General features: G+C 60.5%; 15 protein-coding genes. 2 read left to right on the top strand and 13 right to left on the bottom strand.

The window, feature by feature from the left end; translation table 11 throughout:
* Positions 1-129 precede the first annotated feature (129 nt).
* Positions 130-1074: an SDR family NAD(P)-dependent oxidoreductase gene (locus ALTERO38_RS06190; RefSeq protein WP_159967672.1), complete on the bottom strand. Its 945-nt coding sequence runs from the start codon at positions 1072-1074 to the stop codon at positions 130-132.
* A gap of 197 nt (positions 1075-1271) precedes the next feature.
* Between ALTERO38_RS06190 and ALTERO38_RS06185 the strand changes: the two genes are divergently transcribed.
* Positions 1272-2168 carry a LysR family transcriptional regulator gene (locus ALTERO38_RS06185; protein ID WP_159967671.1) on the top strand — a complete coding sequence of 299 codons (897 nt, stop codon included), beginning with the start codon at positions 1272-1274 and terminating at the stop codon, positions 2166-2168.
* Between the two features lie 14 nt (positions 2169-2182).
* On the opposite strand, the gene ALTERO38_RS06180 is transcribed toward ALTERO38_RS06185, so the two are convergent.
* The 11 genes from ALTERO38_RS06180 to ALTERO38_RS06130 all read right to left on the bottom strand — a co-directional run bounded on the left by ALTERO38_RS06180 (position 2183) and on the right by ALTERO38_RS06130 (position 19900).
* Positions 2183-2344: a hypothetical protein gene (locus tag ALTERO38_RS06180; protein ID WP_159967670.1), complete on the bottom strand. Its 162-nt coding sequence runs from the start codon at positions 2342-2344 to the stop codon at positions 2183-2185.
* Between the two features lie 650 nt (positions 2345-2994).
* The gene (locus tag ALTERO38_RS06175) at positions 2995-4506 is read right to left on the bottom strand and encodes a TolC family protein (RefSeq protein ID WP_159967669.1); all 1512 of its coding nucleotides are present in this window, start codon (positions 4504-4506) and stop codon (positions 2995-2997) included.
* Between the two features lie 37 nt (positions 4507-4543).
* On the bottom strand, positions 4544-10864 hold the full coding sequence (locus ALTERO38_RS06170; protein ID WP_159967668.1) for an Ig-like domain-containing protein: 6321 nt from the start codon (positions 10862-10864) through the stop codon (positions 4544-4546).
* Positions 10865-10916: 52 nt separating this feature from the next.
* Positions 10917-11753, bottom strand: coding sequence for a sulfotransferase (locus ALTERO38_RS06165; protein ID WP_159967667.1), 837 nt, complete (start codon positions 11751-11753; stop codon positions 10917-10919).
* A 238-nt stretch (positions 11754-11991) separates the two neighbouring features.
* The gene (locus ALTERO38_RS06160; protein ID WP_159967666.1) at positions 11992-14088 is read right to left on the bottom strand and encodes an HlyD family efflux transporter periplasmic adaptor subunit; all 2097 of its coding nucleotides are present in this window, start codon (positions 14086-14088) and stop codon (positions 11992-11994) included.
* 1 nt (position 14089) lies between these two features.
* Entirely contained in the window at positions 14090-15409 is a 1320-nt protein-coding gene (locus tag ALTERO38_RS06155; protein ID WP_159967665.1) for an efflux RND transporter periplasmic adaptor subunit, read from the bottom strand.
* Entirely contained in the window at positions 15406-16185 is a 780-nt protein-coding gene (locus ALTERO38_RS06150) for an efflux RND transporter periplasmic adaptor subunit (protein WP_159967664.1), read from the bottom strand. The genes ALTERO38_RS06155 and ALTERO38_RS06150 overlap by 4 nt, the downstream gene beginning before the upstream one ends.
* Positions 16186-16318: 133 nt before the next feature.
* A complete protein-coding gene (gene cysC, locus ALTERO38_RS06145) occupies positions 16319-16921 on the bottom strand; it encodes an adenylyl-sulfate kinase (protein ID WP_159967663.1) in 603 nt (200 codons plus the stop codon).
* Between the two features lie 265 nt (positions 16922-17186).
* Entirely contained in the window at positions 17187-18032 is an 846-nt protein-coding gene (locus ALTERO38_RS06140; protein WP_159967662.1) for an oxaloacetate decarboxylase, read from the bottom strand.
* A 198-nt stretch (positions 18033-18230) separates the two neighbouring features.
* Entirely contained in the window at positions 18231-19487 is a 1257-nt protein-coding gene (umuC, locus tag ALTERO38_RS06135; RefSeq protein WP_159967661.1) for a translesion error-prone DNA polymerase V subunit UmuC, read from the bottom strand.
* Positions 19475-19900 (bottom strand): LexA family transcriptional regulator, encoded by a 426-nt coding sequence (locus tag ALTERO38_RS06130; protein ID WP_159967660.1) that lies wholly within the window; start codon positions 19898-19900, stop codon positions 19475-19477. Before ALTERO38_RS06130 ends, umuC begins: the two co-directional genes overlap by 13 nt.
* Before the next feature lie 100 nt (positions 19901-20000).
* Between ALTERO38_RS06130 and ALTERO38_RS06125 the strand changes: the two genes are divergently transcribed.
* Entirely contained in the window at positions 20001-20696 is a 696-nt protein-coding gene (locus ALTERO38_RS06125) for an SOS response-associated peptidase family protein (protein WP_159967659.1), read from the top strand.
* A gap of 79 nt (positions 20697-20775) precedes the next feature.
* On the opposite strand, the gene ALTERO38_RS06120 is transcribed toward ALTERO38_RS06125, so the two are convergent.
* Positions 20776-21828: an asparaginase gene (locus ALTERO38_RS06120; RefSeq protein ID WP_159967658.1), complete on the bottom strand. Its 1053-nt coding sequence runs from the start codon at positions 21826-21828 to the stop codon at positions 20776-20778.
* Positions 21829-21990 lie beyond the last annotated feature (162 nt).

Below are 21990 nucleotides of genomic sequence, written 5' to 3'. Positions count from 1 at the left end.
GGCAACGCTGTTACCTACCCTACGCAATACAAGTACCTAGTTTGCCGAGCCATGCTGTCGGACGTGCGAGGCCCGCATTGCGGAGCGATTGTTGGCTTCACAGATTTGTGAGCAGCCTTGCAAGCGTCGTTACGCCTGCCTGGAACCGGCTTCATTATCAAGCGCCTGTACGATCTTCTCTGACTCAGCCCACAGCCGGGCGGCGAGCGCGGGGTCTTCTGCGTCGGCGCGGGGCTTCGCTACGTTCGAGTCAGCGAGGTAGCTGCCAGCCAAGGGCAGCGCCTTTACGTTGACCGCGGCGAAGACCTCAGTCGCGGCACCCTCACCGACCGACTTAAGAAAAAGCGGGCCGGTAGCCGCGAGCACTCGGCTTAGTACTGGCCCGAGGTTTCGTGCAAGCTTGGTGGCTACGACGCCGGGGTGCACCGCGTAGGCGGTCTTCTGAGTGCCGACAAAGCGCCGTTGCAACTCTTTGGCAAAAAGCAGGTTGGCCATTTTTGACTGGCCGTATGCCGTCAACGGCTGATACCCACCCTCACCCGAGAGGTTCTCGAACGAGATGCCCCCGATGGGCGCTTGCCGGTGTCCCTCACTGCTGAGCATCACCACTCGACCCCGTTCTTTGAGCTGCTCGAGCAGTCCTGTGACCAGCATAAAGTGCCCAATGTGATTGGTGAAGAACTGCAGCTCGTAGCCGTGCGACTTCTCGAGTTTCGGCAACATCATAATGCCCGCGTTGCCGATGATGGCGTCAAGCCGGTGACCGTCTGCCTTGACCGCTGCAACGCACCCTCGCACGGACAGAGGATTCGAGAGTTCACAGGCATAGCCGATCGCCTTACCGGTGAACGTCGAGCATACCGCGGCGGCCTTTTCTTTGGTACGCGCCGTCCCAAGCACAAGGGCGCCCCGCATGGCTAGCACACGACACGCCTCCTGCCCAATGCCCGAGTTGCAACCCGTCACTAAGATCGTTTGGCCGGTGAGCGAGTACCCTTCGGTGACCTGCTCCGCAGTAGACCCGTAACCGAAGCCGGTCAGCCCTGCTGATTTGAACATCGCTAACAAAGACATACGGGTGTTTCCTCTGTAGACACGAAATGCGCCTCTGGCGCGCCTTGCATTGCAAGTAAGGTGAGCTTGCCAGTGGGAAGCGGCGCGTACGGAGGTTCAGCATGTACCGCTTTTTGAGGCTTGAACCCTATTGGACCGGCAGAACACTCATTGCACAATGGCGATAATCTGCATGCATTCATGCTAAGGCTCCAATAATGACTATGCCCGATATGACTGAGCTGAACGCCTTTGCCGAGGTGGCGACATTGCGTTCGTTTCGTAAGGCAGCGGACCTTCTTGAACTGTCACCATCGACGGTGAGCCACCTGATACGCCGGCTTGAACAACGCATGGATGTGCGTTTGCTCCACCGAACGACACGCAGCGTAGCGCCTACCCAAGCTGGGGAAAGGCTGCTAGCCCGTCTGCGTCCCGCCCTGGAGGAGCTCCGTAGTGCACTTGGTGAAGTTGATGAGTTTCGGGGTAAGGCTACAGGCCGCGTTCGCATCAACGCGCCGGAGCAGGGAGCACGGCTCTTGCTCCGAGAAGTGGTCCCAGCGTTTCAGAAGAGCTTCCCGGGAATCGAGCTTGACCTCGTAACTGAAGGGCGATTTGTCGACATCGTAAAAGAAGGCTTCGATGCCGGCGTACGGCTCGGCGGCGCCATTCCTCGCGACATGATTGCAATACAGGTCGGTGGCCAGGCGCGCGGCATCGCAGTAGCTTCGCCTAGCTACTTCACGCGGCACAAGCGGCCGAAGACCCCAGACGACCTCCAGTCGCACGAGTGCATTCGAGTACGGCTCCCCAACGGAAAGCTCCTCGCATGGGAGTTCGAGAAACGTGGGCAGACGCTGGCGATCGACGTGCCAGGAACCCTTATCTTGAATCAGGAAAGTATGATGATTGAGGCTGCGCTCGCGGGGCTCGGCATCGCCTACGTGTTCGAGAGTTCAGTACTTGATGCTCTTAAGACCGGTCAGCTCACCATCGTGCTCGATGATTGGTGCAGCGGTTTCCCAGGCGCGTACCTCTATTACCCCGGCAACCGCAATATTCCCTCTGCGCTCCGCGCGTTCGTCGATACGATCAAGATTTCGTCCGCGTCATAGTGACCGCGAACCACTTAGACATGCGAGTCAATGTAGCCCTCAGCGTCTCCGCCGGCATAGCGCAGCTGAGGGGGAACCTCGTTGAACGGCGCATGCGTTTTCAAGCGTGTAACGAGGTCCGGGTTGAACAGCCCCATAACGCCCAGCGACTCCATGTCGGCCAGGGCTGCAGCCACATCCGAGCCCACCTGTTCGCACGTGTGGCCCGGGCGATTAAGGATTAGGACCCCGCCGACGATGGATGTTCTGGTCCGTTTGCTGGTCGACTTCCTGGTCGTTGAGGGACGAACCCGGTCCCCCTGGTCATGGTTCGAACTGTTTGGCTGGTCGGGATCGATACTGACCGCTTCTGGGCCGTTAGCAGTCACTGGCCAATGGCGGCTTACTGTCCAAATGCGGACATTGTTCGGTTATTCAACGAGGCACCAGCACCCTCAGGCCCTGCCCCACTAAGATGGTTTAGGAAATACAATCGAAGGTCATTCCTGCCCGATGAAGTCCTCAACGATGACCCGAACATGGATATGGGCGGGAACGTCTGTTCGCCCCATAAATTTGATTTACCTGAAGCGGCCAATCACATAGCCCCTGACACCAGCGATCATCCACTGACAAGGATGCCCAGTGCACGGGCTTACCCAGCCCGATGACGGCTCGGTGAAGGCGCCAGCCGGGGGGATCACGCCACACCGCTCCAGCCGCCGCTATTCGATTGAAGTGCCCTTGCCAGCGGTCAAGCTTATTTCCTGCAATCCGGAAATAGCATAGGCAAGTCCATTGGCCGTGGCAGCTGGAAAAACGCCAGGCGTGTCATGCGCGCACGCTGTTACTGGGGCAACGCTACGATAGGTACACCAATATCACCTCTGGCCCAGCCCGCTTCGCGGTTGGCCAATGCCGTGGCAATGGATTGCACCTCGGTCGATTGCACCTCATCGGGCAACGGGTCCAGACCAGCACTGGCGAAGATCTGACCGTAAGCGTTGCGCAGGTCGGCATAGGCTAGATCCCGCCGCAAATCAGCCTGCAGAGTATTGAGCTCGCCTTGAATCAGGTCCAGCTCACCCAAGCCGGCAGCCTGATAGCGGCTGCGCAGCTGGCCGACGATCTGCCCCTCAATATCTGACAACTGCTGGCTGGTCTTGAACTGACGCAGCGCCTCGCGGTAATTGGCATTGGCCACGTATAGCTGCGCAAGTACGGCAATCGACATGGCCTGGCGCCGCGCCGCCGCGACCTCTTCACCAGCTTTAGCCACGTTAATGGCCGCCGGGGCGGAGATCACGTTGAACAGGTTCCAGGTGACTTTCACTCCATAGTCAATCCAGCTCTGTTCCACGAGGAACGAGTTGCTGTCGTAATGGCCTCCAGCGGAGAACTCCAGCCCGGGTAACAGACGCAGCATAGCCTTGCGGGTTTCGGCGGCGGTAATGCGCGTCTGGTAGTCCTGCTCGCGCAGTTCGGGGCGGCTGGTCAACGCTTCCTGTTCAAGGCGTGCGAGATCGATCTTGAGTTCCGGAATGACGTATTGATCCTGGACGGCCAAGGTCAGCTCGGTGCCAAGAGGGAGGTTGATCAGAGTCGCCAGTTCCGTCTTGGCCAGGGACAACGCCCGGCGCTGCTCTTCGAGTTGGCGGGTGGCCTGGATCAGCGAACGCTGGTAACCCAGCGCCTGCACCGGATCGCCAATGCGTTGCTCGCTCATGCTCTGACTGTTCCCGCGTGCCGTATCGACCCTGGCCATCAAGCTGTCGATGTGTTTGAGCAGGCGCTCTGCGGCCATGGCACGCCAGTAAGCCGAACGTACATCCTGGACGATGGTGTTGATTACCTTGCGACGACGCTCCTGCACGATCAGTCGCTGGTCCCCGGCCTGCTTGGCACTGATGTAGCTCACGCCAAAATCGAGCACGTTCCAGACCATGGTCAGGTCGGCCACTTCGCGATCGCGATCCTGAGAGGTCGACGGTTCCAGGGACTGGGTACCGGTTTCCACGCTCTCGCTGCTGGAAGCGCTCACGTTGTTGCGGCCTACATAGCCGGCCTCCAGGGCCATGCGTGGAAGCATGTCGAAACTGGCTAAGTCCAACTGACGCTTGGCCAGAGCCTCTTCCATGATCTTCAAGCGGCCTTCAAGGTTGTACTTGACCGCCCGGGCCATGGCCTCGTGAAGGGTCAGCGGACCGCTGAGAGGCTCTTGATCCTTGTACATAGACTGCAGATCGGTTCGGGCGCGCTGCTCGCTGGCGCTACGCTCAATCGGCTCACTGGTGACCGCACATCCGCTGACCGTACACGCCAGTACACTCATTGCGAATAACTTCTGACTTCTATTCATTACCTGGATTGTCCCTGGCTGCCCCAATTTTTGTTGTTCAGGCCTGCGCCTGACTCGTGCCAACCTGTTGCAATGCCTTTGCAAGGCTGTCGACCTGACGCTGTTCGGTGTCTTTGATTTGTTGCAGTTGCTGACCCAGGGTTGGTGCGCCGAACACCTCGCTTCCCCCTTGGAACATGTCACCACCCAGCATCGACGACATGCCGAATGTGTCCGGCGATGCACCATCGGAACCGGCATCCTGGCCGAATAGACCGGCGATCGTGCTGCTACCGAACACTCCGCCATCGCCGCCACCGAAGCCCAGGAAACCCTGGCCGGCCCCATCGCCCGCGGCGTCAGTACTGAATACCTGGGCGATATAGCTCTGCGTCAGTGCGCCACGGTTGATGAAGATGTCACCGATCGGCCGAATGCCGCCGCCCACGTCCCGTTGTTCAAAAAGAGGTGGAAAGCCCAGCGGCGAGCCGAGGGCACCGGCTGGCGGCGCGAAGACTATCGGCTGCAAATGCACATCGGATGGCGGGATAACCGTGACCGGGTCGGAAGTCAGGAACTCCGGCGGGGGCTTCACATCGTTGAGCACCACCGTGTCAATTGCATAGTTGTTGGAAACCGCCACGCCTGCTCCGGCGTTGCCCGTCAGATCGCTAACGCTACCCGTGTCCAAGTCGATGAAGTTGCTAGGGTCCGTGAGGTTCACGGTTGGGGTAAACGTTGCAGTCCAAGTCCTGCCGTTGTCGCTGGTGGTCAGGTTGGTCAGTTTACCGTTAGCGACGTTCAGGTCCGACAGATCGAAACCAGTCACCGGTTCGCTGAAGGTGAGCGTCACCTGGGTCGTCTCGCCCGCCGTCAGGTTCGGGTCGGCGACCACGATGGTTGCCGTCGGCCGGGTGGCGTCGAGTGCGTAATTGCTGGAAATGGCGATGCCTGCGCCGGCGTTGCCGGCCAGGTCCTGCACATTACTGACGTCGAGCAGGATGAGGTTGGTGGCATCGTTGACGCCCGCGGTAGGCGTCAGGGTCGCCGTCCAGGTCAGGCCGCCGTCACTGCTGGCGAGGTTCGACAACACACCGTTAGCGACACTGAGATCCGATAAGTCAAAACCGGACACCGCCTCGGTGAAGCTGATGGTCACCGTGGTGCTCTGGCCGATACCCAGAGTGTTGTCGCCCACGGTGATGGTGGCGCCCGGGCGCACCGTGTCGACCGCATAATTGTTGGAGTTCACCACGCCGACACCGTTGTTGCCCGAAACGTTGGCCACGCCGCCGGTGTCCAGGCTAATCAAGTTGCTGGTGTCGCTAATGTTGCTGGCCGGGGTGAGGGTGGCCGTCCAGGTCACGCCGCCATCGGTGGACGAGACGTTACTCAGTGTGCCATTGCTCACGCTCAGGTCGGCATTGTCGAACCCGCTGACCGCTTCCGAGAAGGTGATGGTCACCAGCGAGGTTTCCCCCACGCTGAGTGCGTTATCAGCCACCACGACGGTGGCGGTTGGCACTCGCGTCTCGACCGCGTAGTTGCTCGAGTTGGTGGTGCCTGTCCCGGTATTGCCCGCCGCGTCGCTCACGCCGGCATTGTCCAGGACGATCAGGTTGCTGGCGTCGGTCACGCCCAGGTCAGGCGTGAAAGTGGCAGTCCAGGTCAAGCCGCCGTCGCTGCTGCTCACGGCGCTCAATGTGCCATTTGCCACGCTCAGGTCGGCGTTGCTGAAGCCGGTGACTGCCTCGCTGAAGGTGATGGTCACTTGAGCCGTTTCGCCCGGTCTCAACGCTGCGTCACTCAGCACAATGGTGGCGGTCGGACGCTGGCTGTCGATGCTGTAGTTATTGGAGTCGGCACCACCGACGTTGGTGTTGCCGGCCAGGTCAATGATGCCACCACTGTTGAGCGAGATGACGTTGCTGGTGTCCGTGACGCCAGCGGTCGGTGTGAAGGTCGCGGTCCAGGTGATGCCGCCGTCGCTGCTGCTCAGACCGGAGATCACGCCATTGGCAACCATCAGGTCGGCACTGGTGAACGCTGTCACGGCCTCGCTGAAGGTGATCGTCACCAGCGAGGTCTCGCCGGCGGCAATGGCGGTGTCAGCCACGACGATGGTCGCCGTTGGGCGCACCGTGTCGACCACATAGTTGTTGGAGTCGGTGGTGCCCACGCCAGCGTTGCCCGCGCCGTTGATCAAGCCGGTATTGTCCAGGGTGATCACGTTGCTGGTATCGGAAATACTGACGCTCGGCGTAAAGGTGGCCGTCCAGGTGACGCCGCCGTCGGTGCTGCTCATGTTGCTGAGCGTGCCGTTGCTGACGGTCAGGTCCGAATTGTCGAAACCGCTAACCGCCGAGTTGAAGGTCACGGTCACCAACGACGTCTCGCCAATGCTCAATGTGGTATCCGCAATCACGATGGTCGCCGTCGGCACGTTGGTGTCGACCTGGTAGTTGTTGGAGCTGGTGGTGCCGGTACCGGTGTTGCCCGCCGCATCGCTGACGCCGCTGTTGTTCAGGGTGATGACGTTGGACGTGTCGCTGACCCCAAGGGCCGGGGTGAAGGTGGCCGTCCAGGTGATGCCACCATCACTGCTGCTGACCGCACTCAGCGTACCGTTAGCCACGCTCAGGTCCGAATTGACAAAACCGCTTACCGCCTCGGAGAACGTAATGGTAACCAGCGACGTTTCACCGACACTCAGCGCCGTATCGGCGACCACGATGGTGGCGGTCGGGCGCAGTGTGTCGACGGCGTAGTTGTTGGAATCGGTGGTGCCGCTGCCGGTATTGCCTGCGCCGTCCACCACGCCCGTGTTATTGAGCGTGATCAGGTTGGTGGCATCGCTGACACCCGCGCTTGGCGTGAAGGTCGCCGTGTAGGTGATGTTGTCGCTGGTGCTCAGGCCGCTCAGGCTGCCATTGGTGACGCTCAAGTCCGCCAGGGTGAAGCCCGTCACGGGTTCGCTGAAGGTAATCGTCACCACCGATGTTTCGCCAACGGCGATGGCCGTGTCGGCGACCACGATGGTGGGGGTCGGACGTGCGGTGTCGATGGCGTAGTTGTTGGAATCAGTGGTACCGCTGCCGGTGTTGCCCGCCGCGTCAGTCACGCCGGTGTTGTCCAGGGTGATGAGGTTGGTGGTGTCGCTGATGCTGGCGCTTGGTGTGAGCGTGCCGGTCCAAGTAATGCCGCCGTCGCCACTGCTTAAGCCGGTGACCGTGCCGTTGGCGACCGTCAGGTCGGCGGTGGTAAAGCCTGTTACCGCTTCGTTGAAGGTGATGGTCACTAGGGACGTTTCGCCAACCCTCAACGCGTTGTCCGCAACCACGATGGTGACGGTCGGACGCACCGTGTCGACGGCATAGTTGTTGGAACTGGTGGTGCCCGTACCGGCGTTACCGGCCGCGTCCGCCACACCGGTATTGGCCAGGACGATCAGGTTGGTGGCGTCGGTGATGCTGGCGCTCGGGGTGAGCGTCGCGGTCCAGGTGATGCCACCGTCGCCGCTGCTCAGACCGCTCAAGGAGCCGTTGGCAACGGTCAGGTCGGCCAGGGTGAAACCCGTGACGGCCTCGCTGAAGGTAATCGTCACCAGCGATGTTTCGCCAATGTTCAGCGCGCTATCGGCGACCACGATGGTGGCGGTGGGACGCAGCGTGTCGATTGCGTAATTGTTGGAGTCGGTGGTCCCGCTACCGGCGTTGCCCGCCGAGTCCGCAATGCCGGTGTTATCCAGGGTGATCAGGTTGCTGGTGTCAGTGATGCTGGCGCTCGGGGTAAGCGTAGCGGTCCAGGTAATGCCGCCGTCGCTGCTGTTCAGGCCGGTGACCGTGCCATTGGCGACCGTCAGGTCGGCGGTGGTGAAACCACTCACAGCCTCGGTGAAGGTGATGGTCACCACCGAGGTTTCCCCAGCGCGCAGCGCGGTGTCGGACACCACGATGGTGGCGGTCGGGCGCTGCGTGTCAACGGCGTAGTTGTTGGAATTGGTAGTCCCCGCGCCAGCATTGCCATTGAGGTCCGCCACGCCAGTGTTATTCAGGACAATGAGATTGGAGGTATCGGTGATCGCCGCATCCGGTGTCAGCGTGGCCGTCCAGGTGATGCCGCCGTCGCTACTGCTCAGGCCGCTGAGGGTACCGTTGGCGACGGTCAGGTCGGCGGCGGTGAAACCGCCCACCGCTTCGCTGAAGGTGATGGTGACCGTCGAGGTCTCGCCAATCCTGAGGGCGGTGTCGCTCACCACGATGGACGCCGTCGGCGCCACGGTGTCGTTGACAATGTAGTTGTTCGAGTCGGTGGTGCCCACGCCGGCATTGCCGGCCAGGTCGGCCACGCCGGTATTGTTCAGGGTGATGATGTTGGTGCTGTCGGCGATGTCACTGGCCGCAGTCAACGTCCCGGTCCAGGTGATGCCACCGTCGCCACTGGTCAAGGTGCCGACGCTGCCGTTCTGCACCGTCAGGTCCGCCGCGGCAAGGCCGGTCACGGCTTCGGAGAAGGTGATGGTGACCGTCGATGTACCACCGGAGTTGAGGTTGGTACTGGCCACCACGACGGCGGCGGTGGGCGGTGTCTCGTCCGGCACATAGTTGGGGTTGATGGTGCCGCCATCGCCGTAGACGTTGGCCACCGACGCAGGCGAGACGCCCGCGCTGCCAGCACTCGTTCCGCCAATCCCGCTGCCGCCGACGTTGCCGGCCAGGGCAGCGAAGTTGGCGGCCGTGATCAGGATCGAACCCTTGTTCCAGATGGCGCCAACCCCGACGCCGCCCGCACCGCCTGCCTGGTAGTAACTACCACCGGCACCACCACCGCCACCACCACCGCCGGCACCGACGTTGTTGGAGATGACCGAGTTGCCGATGATCCGCAGGGTCGCGCCGGTATCGTTGTAGATACCGCCGACCGCACCGCCACCGGCGCCGCCGATGTCGTTATAGCCGTCGCCACCGCCGCCACCGCCGATGGACAAACCACCGCTGGTGGCCGTGCCACCAGCCGAACCGGTGCTGTAGCCCGGATAAGCCGCACCGCCCGCACCACCGGTGGTGGAACCGCCGCGCCCGCCGATGTTGAAGAAGCCGCCGCCCGCACCGCCCTGTCCGGCCGTGCCGTTGGAGCCTGTGGAATTGAGGGTGTTGCCCCCCTTGCCACCGGTACCGCCGGTGATCGCACCACCGCCACCACCGGCGCCACCGGCATACTGTGGCGTTACACCACCGCCACCGCCGCCGCCCGAGGCGGCGTTCGCTGTGACCGTAACATTTCTCAGGGTCAAGGTGCCGGCGTTGTAGATACCACCGCCCTTGGACACCATTGCATCGTCGCCGCCGTTACCACCGTTGCCTGCCACCATGCCCCGAGTAATCACCAGCCCATCGAGGGTGGCAGTGGTACCCGCCGTCACGTTGATGATCTGAGTGCGGTATTGCCCATCCAGGGTCACATCGGCCACGTTATCGTTGTCGATATCGCCATCGATGGTGACATTCTTGTCGACCACCAGCACCTGCGTTAGCGCGACGGTCATGCCGGTATTGAACGTGACGATGTCACCATTTTGCGCAGAAGACAGCGCCGCGCGTAAAGAACCGATACCCGAATTGAGGTTGTTGGTAGCGGTCCAGGTGGCCAGGCCCCATTGGTACTCGCTCATGGCCGTGGTCGAGAGCACGTTGGCGCTTTCGATGTTGCCGGTGGCGATTTCCAGGTCCCAGTCGCCACCAACGCCGGTTCGGTCGGTGGACGCCGCCACGTCGCGGCCGGTCAACTGCGCCAGTGAATCGACCAGGCTCAGGCCGCGCTCGCCCTCGGCGGTGTAGCAGCCATAGATCAGAATATCGCCACCGACGTTCATGTCCTGGCCGATTTGCGCCAGCACCTCACTGCGGGCCTGGACGTTGTCCGACGACAGGTAGCTGTTACCCAGCCACAAATCACCGGCGTTGCCGTGGGCGATGATCTGAACCGTACTGATGTCCTGATGGGAGTCCAGGTAATCGGCGATTTGCTGCAGACCGTCCTTGGTGGCATCCAGTTGCACCACCTGGGTACCGGTCGCAACCCCTTCAAGCAGGCTGGCAGAATCCTTGACCCGGGAATCGACAAACACCACGGCTTTGCCCGGTACTGCGGCCTGGGTGGCATCGGCCTGACCTTCAGGCGCGTGGCTGTCTGAAGCCTGATCAGTCGTAGGCGCCTTGGCCGCGTCTGCGGTGGGTTGGACGTCCGCCTGTGCAGCATCGGCCACGGTAGCCGCCACCGCGCCGTCGAACAGCATCCGCGGCTCCAGGGAAATGATCATCGGCGATGCCAGAGCCTTTGCGCCCTCGGTTACCCGCGATTTACCTTTGCTCCACCACATGACGTTCACCTGGACTCGAACTTTTTAAACATAAAAATGAAAAAAACGCGAGTCAGCTGACCGCCGCGTCGGTTTTCATACGAATGACATTGGCGGCGCTTGCGGACCCATCGCGCCAGAACGACAACTCGGCATACTTTTCAAACAGATCCGGTGGTAGCAAGGTCCGCCGGGCTTGCGGCGCGACCTTGGGCTTGACCTTGTGTAGGCCGGCAACGCCCAGGGCCTGGTCGAAGGCCGGTGCGTCGTAGGTCAAGTGATTGAAATCGTGTTCGAACCAGGGTTCGCCGATGAATTCGTACACCAGGCGCATCACGCGCTCCGGGGCCTGGCTCAACAGGTCGTAGTCGACGATCAGCATCGACTCGGCGTTTTCGCCGTAATACGCCTCTTTGAGCGCCGTCCAGGCAAAGCCAACCAGGCGGTTGCGCTGGGCCAGGGTTTCGCAGCGGCTGTAGACGGTGTTGCGCTCATCATCGTCATTGAACAGCTTGGTGTTCTCGAACGGATTGGCGCGGTAAAGCCGCTCCAGACTGTCCAGCACCCAGGCGACGTTGCGCACACAGGCGATGGTCTTGGCCTGAGGGAACAGGTCCTGCAACGCAGGCAACCGGGCGCACCATTGGCGATTTGTATCGAAGATGACAGGCTTGTCGGCCTTGTCGGCGTAGTAGGAGTCGAACAGCCCGCGCAACAGACGACGGCGCAAGTTGGTGTCGATCACCGAGCCAAACTCACTGCCAGCGCTGCATTGCTGCAGAACGCTGCTGAACAGCGAACCGACAGGGCTGGTCATGCCGGCATGAAAACGTGGATTTTGCAGAAGGATCGCAGAAAGCAAAGTGGAACCAGAACGCGGCAAACCTGAAATAAAATGGAACTGCGACATCCCTTCACCACTTATGTTCACTACTGGCACCAGAGCGTAGTCGAGGAACCAATCGGCGCCTAGTGGAACTTTGTTGAAACTAGCCCCCAGTCATTGAATATTGACACTTCACCCACTTAGGCTGGTTTGATGGGCTACGACACTGCAGCTGATCCGTGATCATTTTTCATCATGCCTGCGGAAGCAAAACGGCGTACGGCTATATCAGTGGTATACCGGCCTTACCACTGGCCGCAACCTAGAAGCCGCTCTCCCGAATCCCTAGGGCTGCTAGCCGGCGCCAGCCCGCGCCCAGCAATGACTCGCTCTGGCCCTGCAATACAACCACGCCTCGCAAAGGGTGTGTCGGAGCGGGCGTTTTATCAATGGAACTAAGGCGTACGCCGTACTGTGCCTGTAACGGTACGGCCCGTTGCTGAGCATCACGACGCACAGCAATTGGCCCGTGATTATCAGACGTCAACGCCTGCAGATCGACCGAAGCTACGCCATTGGTATCAACCTCGTTCAGCCGTACGGCCAAAGAGGGACGCATCGGGTCGTCAGCAATAAATCGCCCTGTTGCGCCGGGTTCAACCCGTCGTAATTCAGATTCCGGCAGATATCCGCGCAATCGAGAATCTTCCTGCACCACCCTGGCCAGGGGTTGGTTCGGTGACAACCAGCGACCCAACGATAGGTGCTGAAGAACGTCTCTAACCCGACCGGCATGAGGCGCGCGCAACAGCAAACGCTCCTGCTGGGCTGCCAGCCCTCTGTACTCGGCGACGGACTCAGCTAATTGTTGCTCGACGATGCCCGCATCTGCTGCGGTCTCGCTACGACCGGCCTCTCGTCTCATTCGCAATTGCTGAATCTGGATTTCACGCCGCACAATGCCCAGGCGCGAAGCAAGGTCAGGCGACTCCAGTTCGATAAGCACCTCGCCCTGCGCTACAACCTGTCCGTCCTGAATATTCACCCGTTTTACCTTTGCGGCCACGGGGGCATGTAAGGCACTAGCGCGGCCGGCCTCAAACAACGCGGGCACCTCAACGGCGCTACGCCACGGCACAAAAAGTGCCAGGATCACTGCGAGCATACCCATGCCGGTTAACCACACGCGGGCGGGACGAGCATGGTCGCGTGCGCTCCACCAATGCCGCCATTCCCTCATTATTGGCATGCCAATGAACCACACCAGTTCCACCGCCATTAGAAAGATGCCGAGCACCTTGAAGAACAGGTGATAAACCGCCAACGCAATACCCAAAAACAAGGCCGCACGCCATAGCCAGGCGCCGTAACCCCACACGAATAAACGCCGGCGCATCTTTGGCGGCCAGGGCTCCGGCGCCGCGATCCCATACCCAAACAACGCTTCACGCAAGCGCCAGCGGCACAAAGCGAATGCTCGACTTTGGAGGTTATCCACTCCCCAGAAATCACTGAGCAGAAAATAGCCGTCAAAACGCATAAATGGATTTAGGTTGATGAGCAAGGTGGTGATCCACGTTGCACTGGCCAGCATAAAGGCTGCGGTGCGCGTCGGCCCGTCAGGCAGCAGCGACCAAACTAACAATGCGATGCAGGCCAACACCATCTCCGCCAGCACCCCCCCCGCACCTATCAACAGCCGCGCGCGGCGATCATTGACTCGCCAGGCATCACTCACGTCGGTGTAAAACATCGGCAATAGCACCATGAACGCCAAACCCATGCTTTGCACGCGACAACCGGCTCGCTTGGCCATAAAGGCGTGACCGAATTCGTGGCACAGCTTGGCGAAAAACAGGGCTACGCCGAATGCCAGAGCACCGCCCAGGCTGAACAGGTGCGGAAAAGTGCCCACGAAGCGCTGCCAGTCCCGCGACACCAGAAAAACCCCTACTACCAGTGTGACAGGCAATCCGTAGCGCAAGATGCCGGGGCCAAAGCGTGCGAGCCACGGCCAGGTTCGGTTAAGAAAGGCATTGGGTCTCCACAGCGGAATTCGAAAGAAAAGGTATTGGTGCAGCAGGGCTTGCCACAGGCTCTGACGCTGGGCGGCCGTCTTGTATTGATAGCTGTCGCGTTGCTCAGGATCGACCGCGCTGATCAGATCCTGACCACGCAGGAAACCCAGCAATTGTTCCACCGATTCGCTATTGAGCGGCAGGCCCGGCTCACGATTTGCTGCGCACAACACCTTTTCCGAGTCGCCTAACGCCCAGTGCCTGAGCAATCGCATCGCCGCAGCGCCGAACTTGAAGTAGCGCCCACGCACAGGATCGGCCAATGTCCACTGGGGCGAACCGTCCAGATCTGGAGCTGCGACCGACAATTGCAAATCTGGCCGTAGGCTCGGCAGTTTCATGTTACAGCCCTACGCTCTGGCGCAGGCCTGCCAGTGGGCGTCGTAAAAGATAAAACGCCAATGGCGCGCGATCACCGAAGATTTTCGCCGTACCACGCAAACCTATGCGCGGCGCCGCAGCATCGAAGCGTGCGTCCAGCCGATAAGCCAGCTGTCCAGCAGCCGTGGGCTGGGCCTCGTAAGCGGTCCGCTCAAGTGTGGCCGTGTGCCGCTGTAGCGGATCGCTATCCAGAAATAGCGCCACCGGCGCATCGGGGGCCAGGGCAATCGCGTCGCCTACGGCGAGTTCAATCCGCAATTCGGCCTGGGTCGGGTTGGCTATCTCCATCAGCCGCTCGCCCATCTGCACAGGCTTGCCGAGCCAGCGTTCGGCATCGGCAAAAACAGCAATGCCATCCCGCTCGGCACGCACCTCGCTGCGTTTAAGCAGTTCGACTGCATAGTCGAGTTCGGCACGCTTTTGTTCGACTCGAGCAGCCAACAAATCGATCTTCGAACTCGACTCGGCATCGGTAAACGAGCGTTGCGCGTTGGCTTTTAGCTCCGCTTCTGCCACGCGCAAGGCACGGTCGGCGACATCGGCCTGAGCCTTGAGAGTGGTACTTTCGAAACGCAATAACAGGTCGCCACGCTTGACGCGCTGGTTGGGCTTAACTATGAAATCGGCGATCACGCCGTCCAACGGTGCCGCCACGACCTGCCCCCCCAAAGGCACCACCTCTGCCGGTGCCAGCACCGATTGACGCACAGGGATGAGCAGCGCCAGCAAAAGCAGGACCAGCAGCACGACCTGACGTTTGCGCGTCCAGCGCAAACGCCACGGCTTACGCGGTTGCAGCGCGAGCCAGGCATGGCTATAGGTGTCTCCCAGATGCGACAGCAGAACCTGCTCGGACGGCGTCCACGGGATGTCTCGGGCCAGCCACAAGCCACCATACGCCTGGCCCTGATGATCAATCAGTGGCAGCCAGAATACCTGTCCCGCTGACAGGCTTTGCCAATCTGCCTGAACGGACTCATCCACGTCCTTTGCGGCGATGACCCGTGCCTGATTGAGCAGCTCTTTTTTGAATAACTGGTACACCCCCTGCTCGACAAACGCCACGAACGGCGCATTAGGCTCCAACGCGCTAACTCCCGTGACGGCCTGCACTTTGCCCGCGATCAATAACGCAGCGTGGCGGAACCTGAACAAAGCCTGTCCGTCGTTGACTAGGCTGTACCTCAACTGCTCGGGGGTTCGGGCGGCGCGGGTTTGGCGCTCTAGATCAAGAAAGCGGGCGAACGCCTGCTCGGCGCTACCGACAATTGGCGCGTTCACTTGGACTCCGCGAAATGCGCCGTGCCGCTCATGCCCGACAGCAGGCCATCGGCACTGGGCACGCTCGCAATCAACAGCAGGGTCTGGCTGCCTTCATCGATGCGCGCGCCCAGGCGTTTTACCGTTGCTTGCAGCGACTGGCCGGTTTCGTCGGGGATGAAGGTGAAGGACTGGCCGGGCTTGAGCCTGCTCATCCATCGAGATGGCACCAGCAGATGGATATCCAGGGTTCGGTTATCGACCACCTCCAGCAACGGCGCCCCGGCGGTCACACTTTCATAACGCTGAACCTTGCGAGATACCACCTGCCCATCGAACGGCGCGATCACGCTACAGCGCTTTACCTGCACCTGATACACCTGTGCCTGCGCCTGGGCCTCGCTAAGCCGGGCCTCGGCCCGCGCCACCTCGAAACGCCCGACTGAATTCAAAGCCGCCAGTTGCCGGTTATGAGCCAGCTCTTCATCAGCACCCCGGTTCGCCGCCTGAGCTGCTTTGAGCTGGGCCTGATACGCCGCACAATCGAACCGCGCCAAGGTGTCCCCCTTCTTGAAGGGCTCGCCCTCGCTGAACGGCAACTCAACAATGCGCCCGGCCAACTCACTGGCCAGCACCGCCTGATCACGCGCGCGAAGCACCCCACGCGCCTCAGCACCGCTTGGCAAAGTGGCTGACACACTGCTCTCCATCAGCAGGTCATCGCTTGAAGATGTCTGCGCCAGAACCCCGCTCGTCACCAGGGCCAACCCCAAAACCCAACCACTCAAACAGCGCATAACCCTTACTCCCTGACGGATGGCGGAGTCTACGACAGCAGCTGGAAGCGTCAAGGAAATAGCCGCTAAGTCGAAGGAAAAATTTCCGATAAAATCAGCCGATAGATCACCTAATGACTATCGTTAAGATTTCTCACCGTATGGGATGTTGCTTCAGCAAATAACTAAGTAAATGATCCAGACTTTGGGCTGGCGAGTTATACCGCGTATCTATAATAAGGTCTGGTGAGTTCGGAACCTCGTAGGGCGCATCAATACCAGTAAAATCGCACAATTCCCCTGCCCGTGCTTTACGGTAAAGCCCTTTGGGATCACGCGCTTCGCACGTAGACAAATCCGCTGATACATAGACCTCATGAAACCTAACCCTGCTGCTCGCCCTGCGCGCCAGCAACCGGTCATGTTGATAAGGCGAGATGAACGCTGTGATACAAATCAATCCTGCATCAGCGAATAGTGCCGCCACTTCGCCAACCCGACGAATATTCTCTGCACGGTCTGCTGGTGAGAAACCGAGATTGGCATTCAGGCCATTGCGGATGTTGTCGCCATCCAATGCGTAACAGGCATAACCGAGCGCTAGCATTTTTTCTTCAAGTCCCATTGCCAGCGTCGACTTACCTGAAGCGGACAAACCGGTTAGCCACACAACTGCGCCTTCGTGTCCAAAATTTTGGCTACGCGTATCGGCGGAAACGCGATGAGGAACAGAAGCTAAATTTTTGGCTTGTGACATGCGAACAGAGCTCTAGCGAAGAGTATTTAGGGCATCACAGTCAAATTCTACGCTTGGTGGCTTCGCCAAATCTAAATCCACTGACGCCTATCGGCCAAGAGCTGTCGCTCCTGCACAAAACGTGTTTGGCCTGGCTCAGTCCTAACGTTGGAACTCCAATTAACTACCCGCGCAACGTCACGTGCCCGCTCGCGCAGTAATTCAGGCGCTTGGCGGCAAGCTTCTGCCAGGGCCATAAGGCCAGACGCTCCCGTCAGCGGTACCGTTAATCACATATCGTTGCTGGAGCAGCGCCCCGGAACACTTCGTCGAGCTCGCTACCGGTAGGTGAGCTTGGAAACGCATCGAAACGGCCATGCTTTACCGCTTGGGCCGCGTTGTAAAAGCCGCTCCATGCGGCGCGCGCCAACGCGCCGCCTACACTGACTCGTCTGACCCCCATGGCTGACAGTTCTTCGACCGTCAGGTCACTGTTCCAGCCAATGAGTACGTTGACCGGCTTGGGCGCCACGGCCAGGACGACCGCAGCGATCTCGTCACGCGTCTTGATCCCGGGTGCATAAAGGCAGTCGGCACCGGCTTCGGCGTAGGCCTGCAGCCGCTTGATGGTGTCCGGCAGATCGGGACGGCCAAGGAAGAAGTTTTCCGCACGAGCAACCAGGAGCGTCTTGGAGCCGCTTGCATCAATGGCTTCCCGTGCCGCACAGACACGTTCGACCGCGTCCTGGATATCGCGGACAGGCTCTAGCGGATCACCTGTCGAATCCTCGATGGAAAAGCCTGCCACCCCAGTCGCCACCGCAAGCTGTGCGCTTTCGAACACCTCCTGGGATGATTGGCCGAACCCGTCTTCAAAATCTGCATTGATAGGCAGATCAGTGGCTTCGACGATACTCCGCATATAGTCCAGCACAGCGTCGCGCTGCATAGAGCCGTCGGGCCTGGCACAGGACCAGGCATGGCCGGAGCTGGTCGTCGCCAGTGCCTTGAATCCCATGCCTGTGAGCAGTTGCGCGCTACCTGCATCCCAGGGGTTCGGAAGTACAAAGCACCCGGACTCATGCAGCGTCCAGAACGCATCGCACTTCTGCTCCACGGTGAGGGTGGTCATCACAAGTTCCTCTGCTTTGCATTGCATTGCGGCTAAGTCACGCCCGATCGCCAGTATGACGCCGGGACCACGAAAAAAAGCGGCAGGAACGCAAACAGATCGGCACGGGTCGTCGACGTTCGTACTGGATCGTTACGCAGTGTCGCTTCGAAACGGCGCTCTGCTCGCCCAACTTGGAGAACTCGGGCTGTGAGGACTCTAGTCCACGATCATCAGCTCATCCCATCGGGACGTATACCGCTTGCTCATCATCTCGCGCTTCATCGCCCATACAGGCGCAGCGGGAATGCGCCCGAGCCGTACAGCCCCCCTGCCCTCACGCGCGTTGATGTGATCGACCACCGCCATCAGCCGATCAGCGCCTGGCCTAGGTGCTTGCGCGAACAGGTCGGCGGTGAACTCACCGCGTTGCCGCAAATCCTGGAGCAGGACCTCCGCCTTGCTGTAGGCATAGCCTGGCCGATAGATCGCATCCAAACCCCGAATTGCTGCGGCCGCCAGCACGCGGGTGTCATCGGTCGGGTATGGCAGTGGGCAGTCGACAGCGTTGGCATAGCGGGGCTGCTCGGGATCGTGCATGCCGGTACGAATGGCTACTTGCAGCCCACCCGCCAGGCTCTGCTGAGCCCTAAGCTTCTCAGCGGCCTTGGTCACGTAGGCCACCACTGCCTCACGAACAGGTGCGATTTCCCGCAGACGCGAGCCGAACATCTTGCTGCTGCAGATCACCTGACGCGGGGGTGTTGCCTCCTCCAGCTCTAGGCAGGCAATACCCCTGAGCTCGCGTGCGGTCTTCTCCAGTACCACCGAGAACTGCCTGCGCAGCGACGCCGGGTCATACCGTGCAAGGTCCCAGGCCGTCTTGATACCGAGGGTTTCCAACCGGGCGGTCAGTCGCCGACCGACACCCCATACTTCCCCGACCTCGGTGATCGTGAGCAGCTTGTCCCGTCGTGCCGGGTCCCGCAGGTCGATGACGCCGCCTGATCTGCCCCAGGTTTTTGCCGCCCAGTTGGCAAGCTTGGCCAGGGTCTTGGTCGGTCCGATGCCCACTCCGACCGGTATGCCCGTCCAGCGCAGCACACGCTCACGCGCCTGATGACCGAGCGCGACCATGTCACCTGAAAGCCCCGCCAGGTCGGCAAAGGCTTCGTCGATGCTGTAGATCTCGATCCGCGGATACAGGCCTTCCAGGGTGGTCATGACCCGGGCACTCATCTGGCCGTACAGCTCGTAGTTGCTTGAAAAGCAGACAACGCCCCACTCGTGCAGTCGATCGCGCCACTGAAAGTAGGGAGCCCCCATCGGAATGCCCAGGCGCTTGGCCTCACGGGTGCGCGCAATCACGCAACCGTCGTTGTTGCTCAGGACCACAACCGGCACGCCCTCAAGCTCCGGGCGGTATACCCGCTCGCAGCTGCAGTAGAACGCGTTGCAATCGATTAACGCGAACATAGGCGATGCAGGTTGTGGGTGGCCACGCCCCAGATATGCAGCGACTCGGTTACCCCGATGGCTCGGTAATCGGGATGCTCGGGCTGCAACCAGACGCCAGTTGGCGTGATGTCGAGTCGTTTGACTGTCATGCCGCCGTCAACATAAGCGACAACCACGTCCCCCGAACGCGGTTCGAGGGCCCGATTGATCACCAGCACGTCCCCATCGTAGATGCCGGCGCCGGTCATGCTGGGCCCGTCAACCCGGGCGAGGTAGACATGCGGGGTGCGTAGGTCGACCAGATCATCTATCGAGAGCGTGAGCTCTTCGTAGTCGGCCGCCGGCGATGGAAAACCGGCCGGCAGGCGTGTGTCGATGTACTGGCAAAAGCTGCTGGATGGGCCGAGCTGGCCAAGAATAAGGGCGCGCATGATACTGCTCTGCGGTAACTGTATATGTATACAGTTAACAGCGAGCCGCAACAGCGGTCAATGTAAACAGACCAGTTGCCGATAGCAGGCCGGAGGATCCATGTGCGGACGATTCACCCAGTACCGGACGGCAGTCGAGTACCTCGATGCGTTGCGGTACGACAAACCCATCGAGGGCGGGATCGACCCCGAGCCGATCAACCGCTACAACGTCGCGCCGCGTTCTCGGGTGATGATGTTTTTCGAAACGGACGCCGGCTTGCGCCAGGCACGCTTGCCTTGGGGGTACCAGCCGTTCTGGTGCAAGGGAAAGCGCCAACCGGCCATCAACGCACGCGTCGAAACGGCCGCGACCAGTCGATTTTTTCGGGATATCTGGGCGACGGGGCGCACGCTCGTGGCCGCCGATGGCTGGTACGAGTGGGTCAAGGATCCGGACGATCCCAAGAAAAAGCAGCCGTACTACATACGGCGCAAGGACGGCGAGCCTCTATGGTTCGCAGCCCTGGCCCAGCTGGACCGGAACGCGATGGTTGAGCGTGACGGGGACGGCTTCGTGATCCTCACGGCAGACAGCGACCAGGGCATGCTCGATATCCATGACCGCAGGCCGATCGTGCTTGAGGCCGATCTGGCTCGCCAATGGGTGGATCCGGACCTGCCCTTGGCGCGTGCTGAAGAGATCGTGCGAGACCTCGCGCTACCGGTGGAGGCGTTCGAATGGTTTGCGGTCGACAGGGCGGTTGGGAATGTCCGCAACGAGGGACCGGGACTGATCGAGGCGGTGTCGACCTAGCGACCAGATTGCCCTGCTTTTCGTGGCATGGGATCACCTCCCCCTGGAGGGAGGCGTTGGGTTATCGCAGTGCCAGGTGTCACATGGCGTCAAACGCTGCCTGCAGCTCTTCTTGCCCCGACTTCCCGCTTTGCAAAAGCAGCATAAGCAGAATGCGCGCCTTTTGTGGGCTGAGGTTCCCCGCCATGACCGCGCCTGCATCCGCAGTCGTTTTGCCGCCACCCTCGAAGCCGTAGTTGGCCATGACCCTCCCGTTATAGACACGTGTCGAGATCACTACTGGTACCTGCTTACTCAGCGCGTACTTCACCGCCTCGAACATCGGCTGGTTCATGTTGCCCATGCCCAATGCCTGTACCACGATGCCTTTGGCCCCCTGGTCGACTGCGCTGCGAAGCAAACTGCCGTCGGCGCCACCGTACATGGCAACGATCTCGACCTTTGGCATCTCATCGGTTTGGATTTCGATGTGCTGTCGGCGTAGCGGCTCTCTCGCGAAGATTACACGGTCGGGATAGACCTCTCCGAGAAAGCCATAGTCACCGGACTGGAAGGTTTCTACGTTGGCTGTATGGGTCTTGGTCACATGGCGCGCCGCATTGATCTGGTTGTTCATGGCCAGCAGGACCCCTTTGCCCTTCGCTTGCTCATCGACAGCAATACGCACCGCATTGAGCAGGTTGCGCGGGCCATCGAAGTCAGAAGAAGAGGCGTTGCGCTGCGCGCCGATGACAACGACCGGCTTGTCGGATTTGACAGTCAGGTCGAGCCAGAACGCGGTTTCTTCGAGGGTGTCGGTACCGTGTGAGACGATTACACCTGACACCTCTGGCCGCTTCAGCGCAGCGTTAACCGCTTCGGTGAGTTCGATCCAGCGCGGCGGATCCATGTAGTCCGAAGGCACATTCGAGAGGTTGTCGACTTCAATCTTTGCGAACTCCCCTACCTCCGGCACCGTCGCGAGCAAGTCATCACCCGAAATGGCGGGCACCGGTGCCTTTTTGACCGGGTCGATCTTCATGGCGATCGTTCCGCCAGTCGCAATTAACTGAACCGTGGGCTTTTCCTGCGCGTAGGCGTTACCAAACAGGGCTGCGCAAAACCCGGCGACCAGCAATGAGCTTCTTCTCATGTCAGTTCCTTACCATCATTCTTGTGGGGGTAAGGAAACTGACAAGCGATCCTCTGTTTGGTTGGGGATTTGCCAGCAGGTCGAAAGCAGTGCCTCACGACGCCCCCCAAGAACGTGCTCGGTAGCCGGTCGGCTTGAGCTGCATGTGCTGGGTCGGGTCGG

This window comes from Pseudomonas sp. 9Ag (assembly GCF_902506445.1).
GTDB classification, from domain to species: Bacteria; Pseudomonadota; Gammaproteobacteria; order Pseudomonadales; family Pseudomonadaceae; genus Stutzerimonas; species Stutzerimonas stutzeri_AB.
This window is presented reverse-complemented; position numbering and strand designations above follow the sequence as displayed.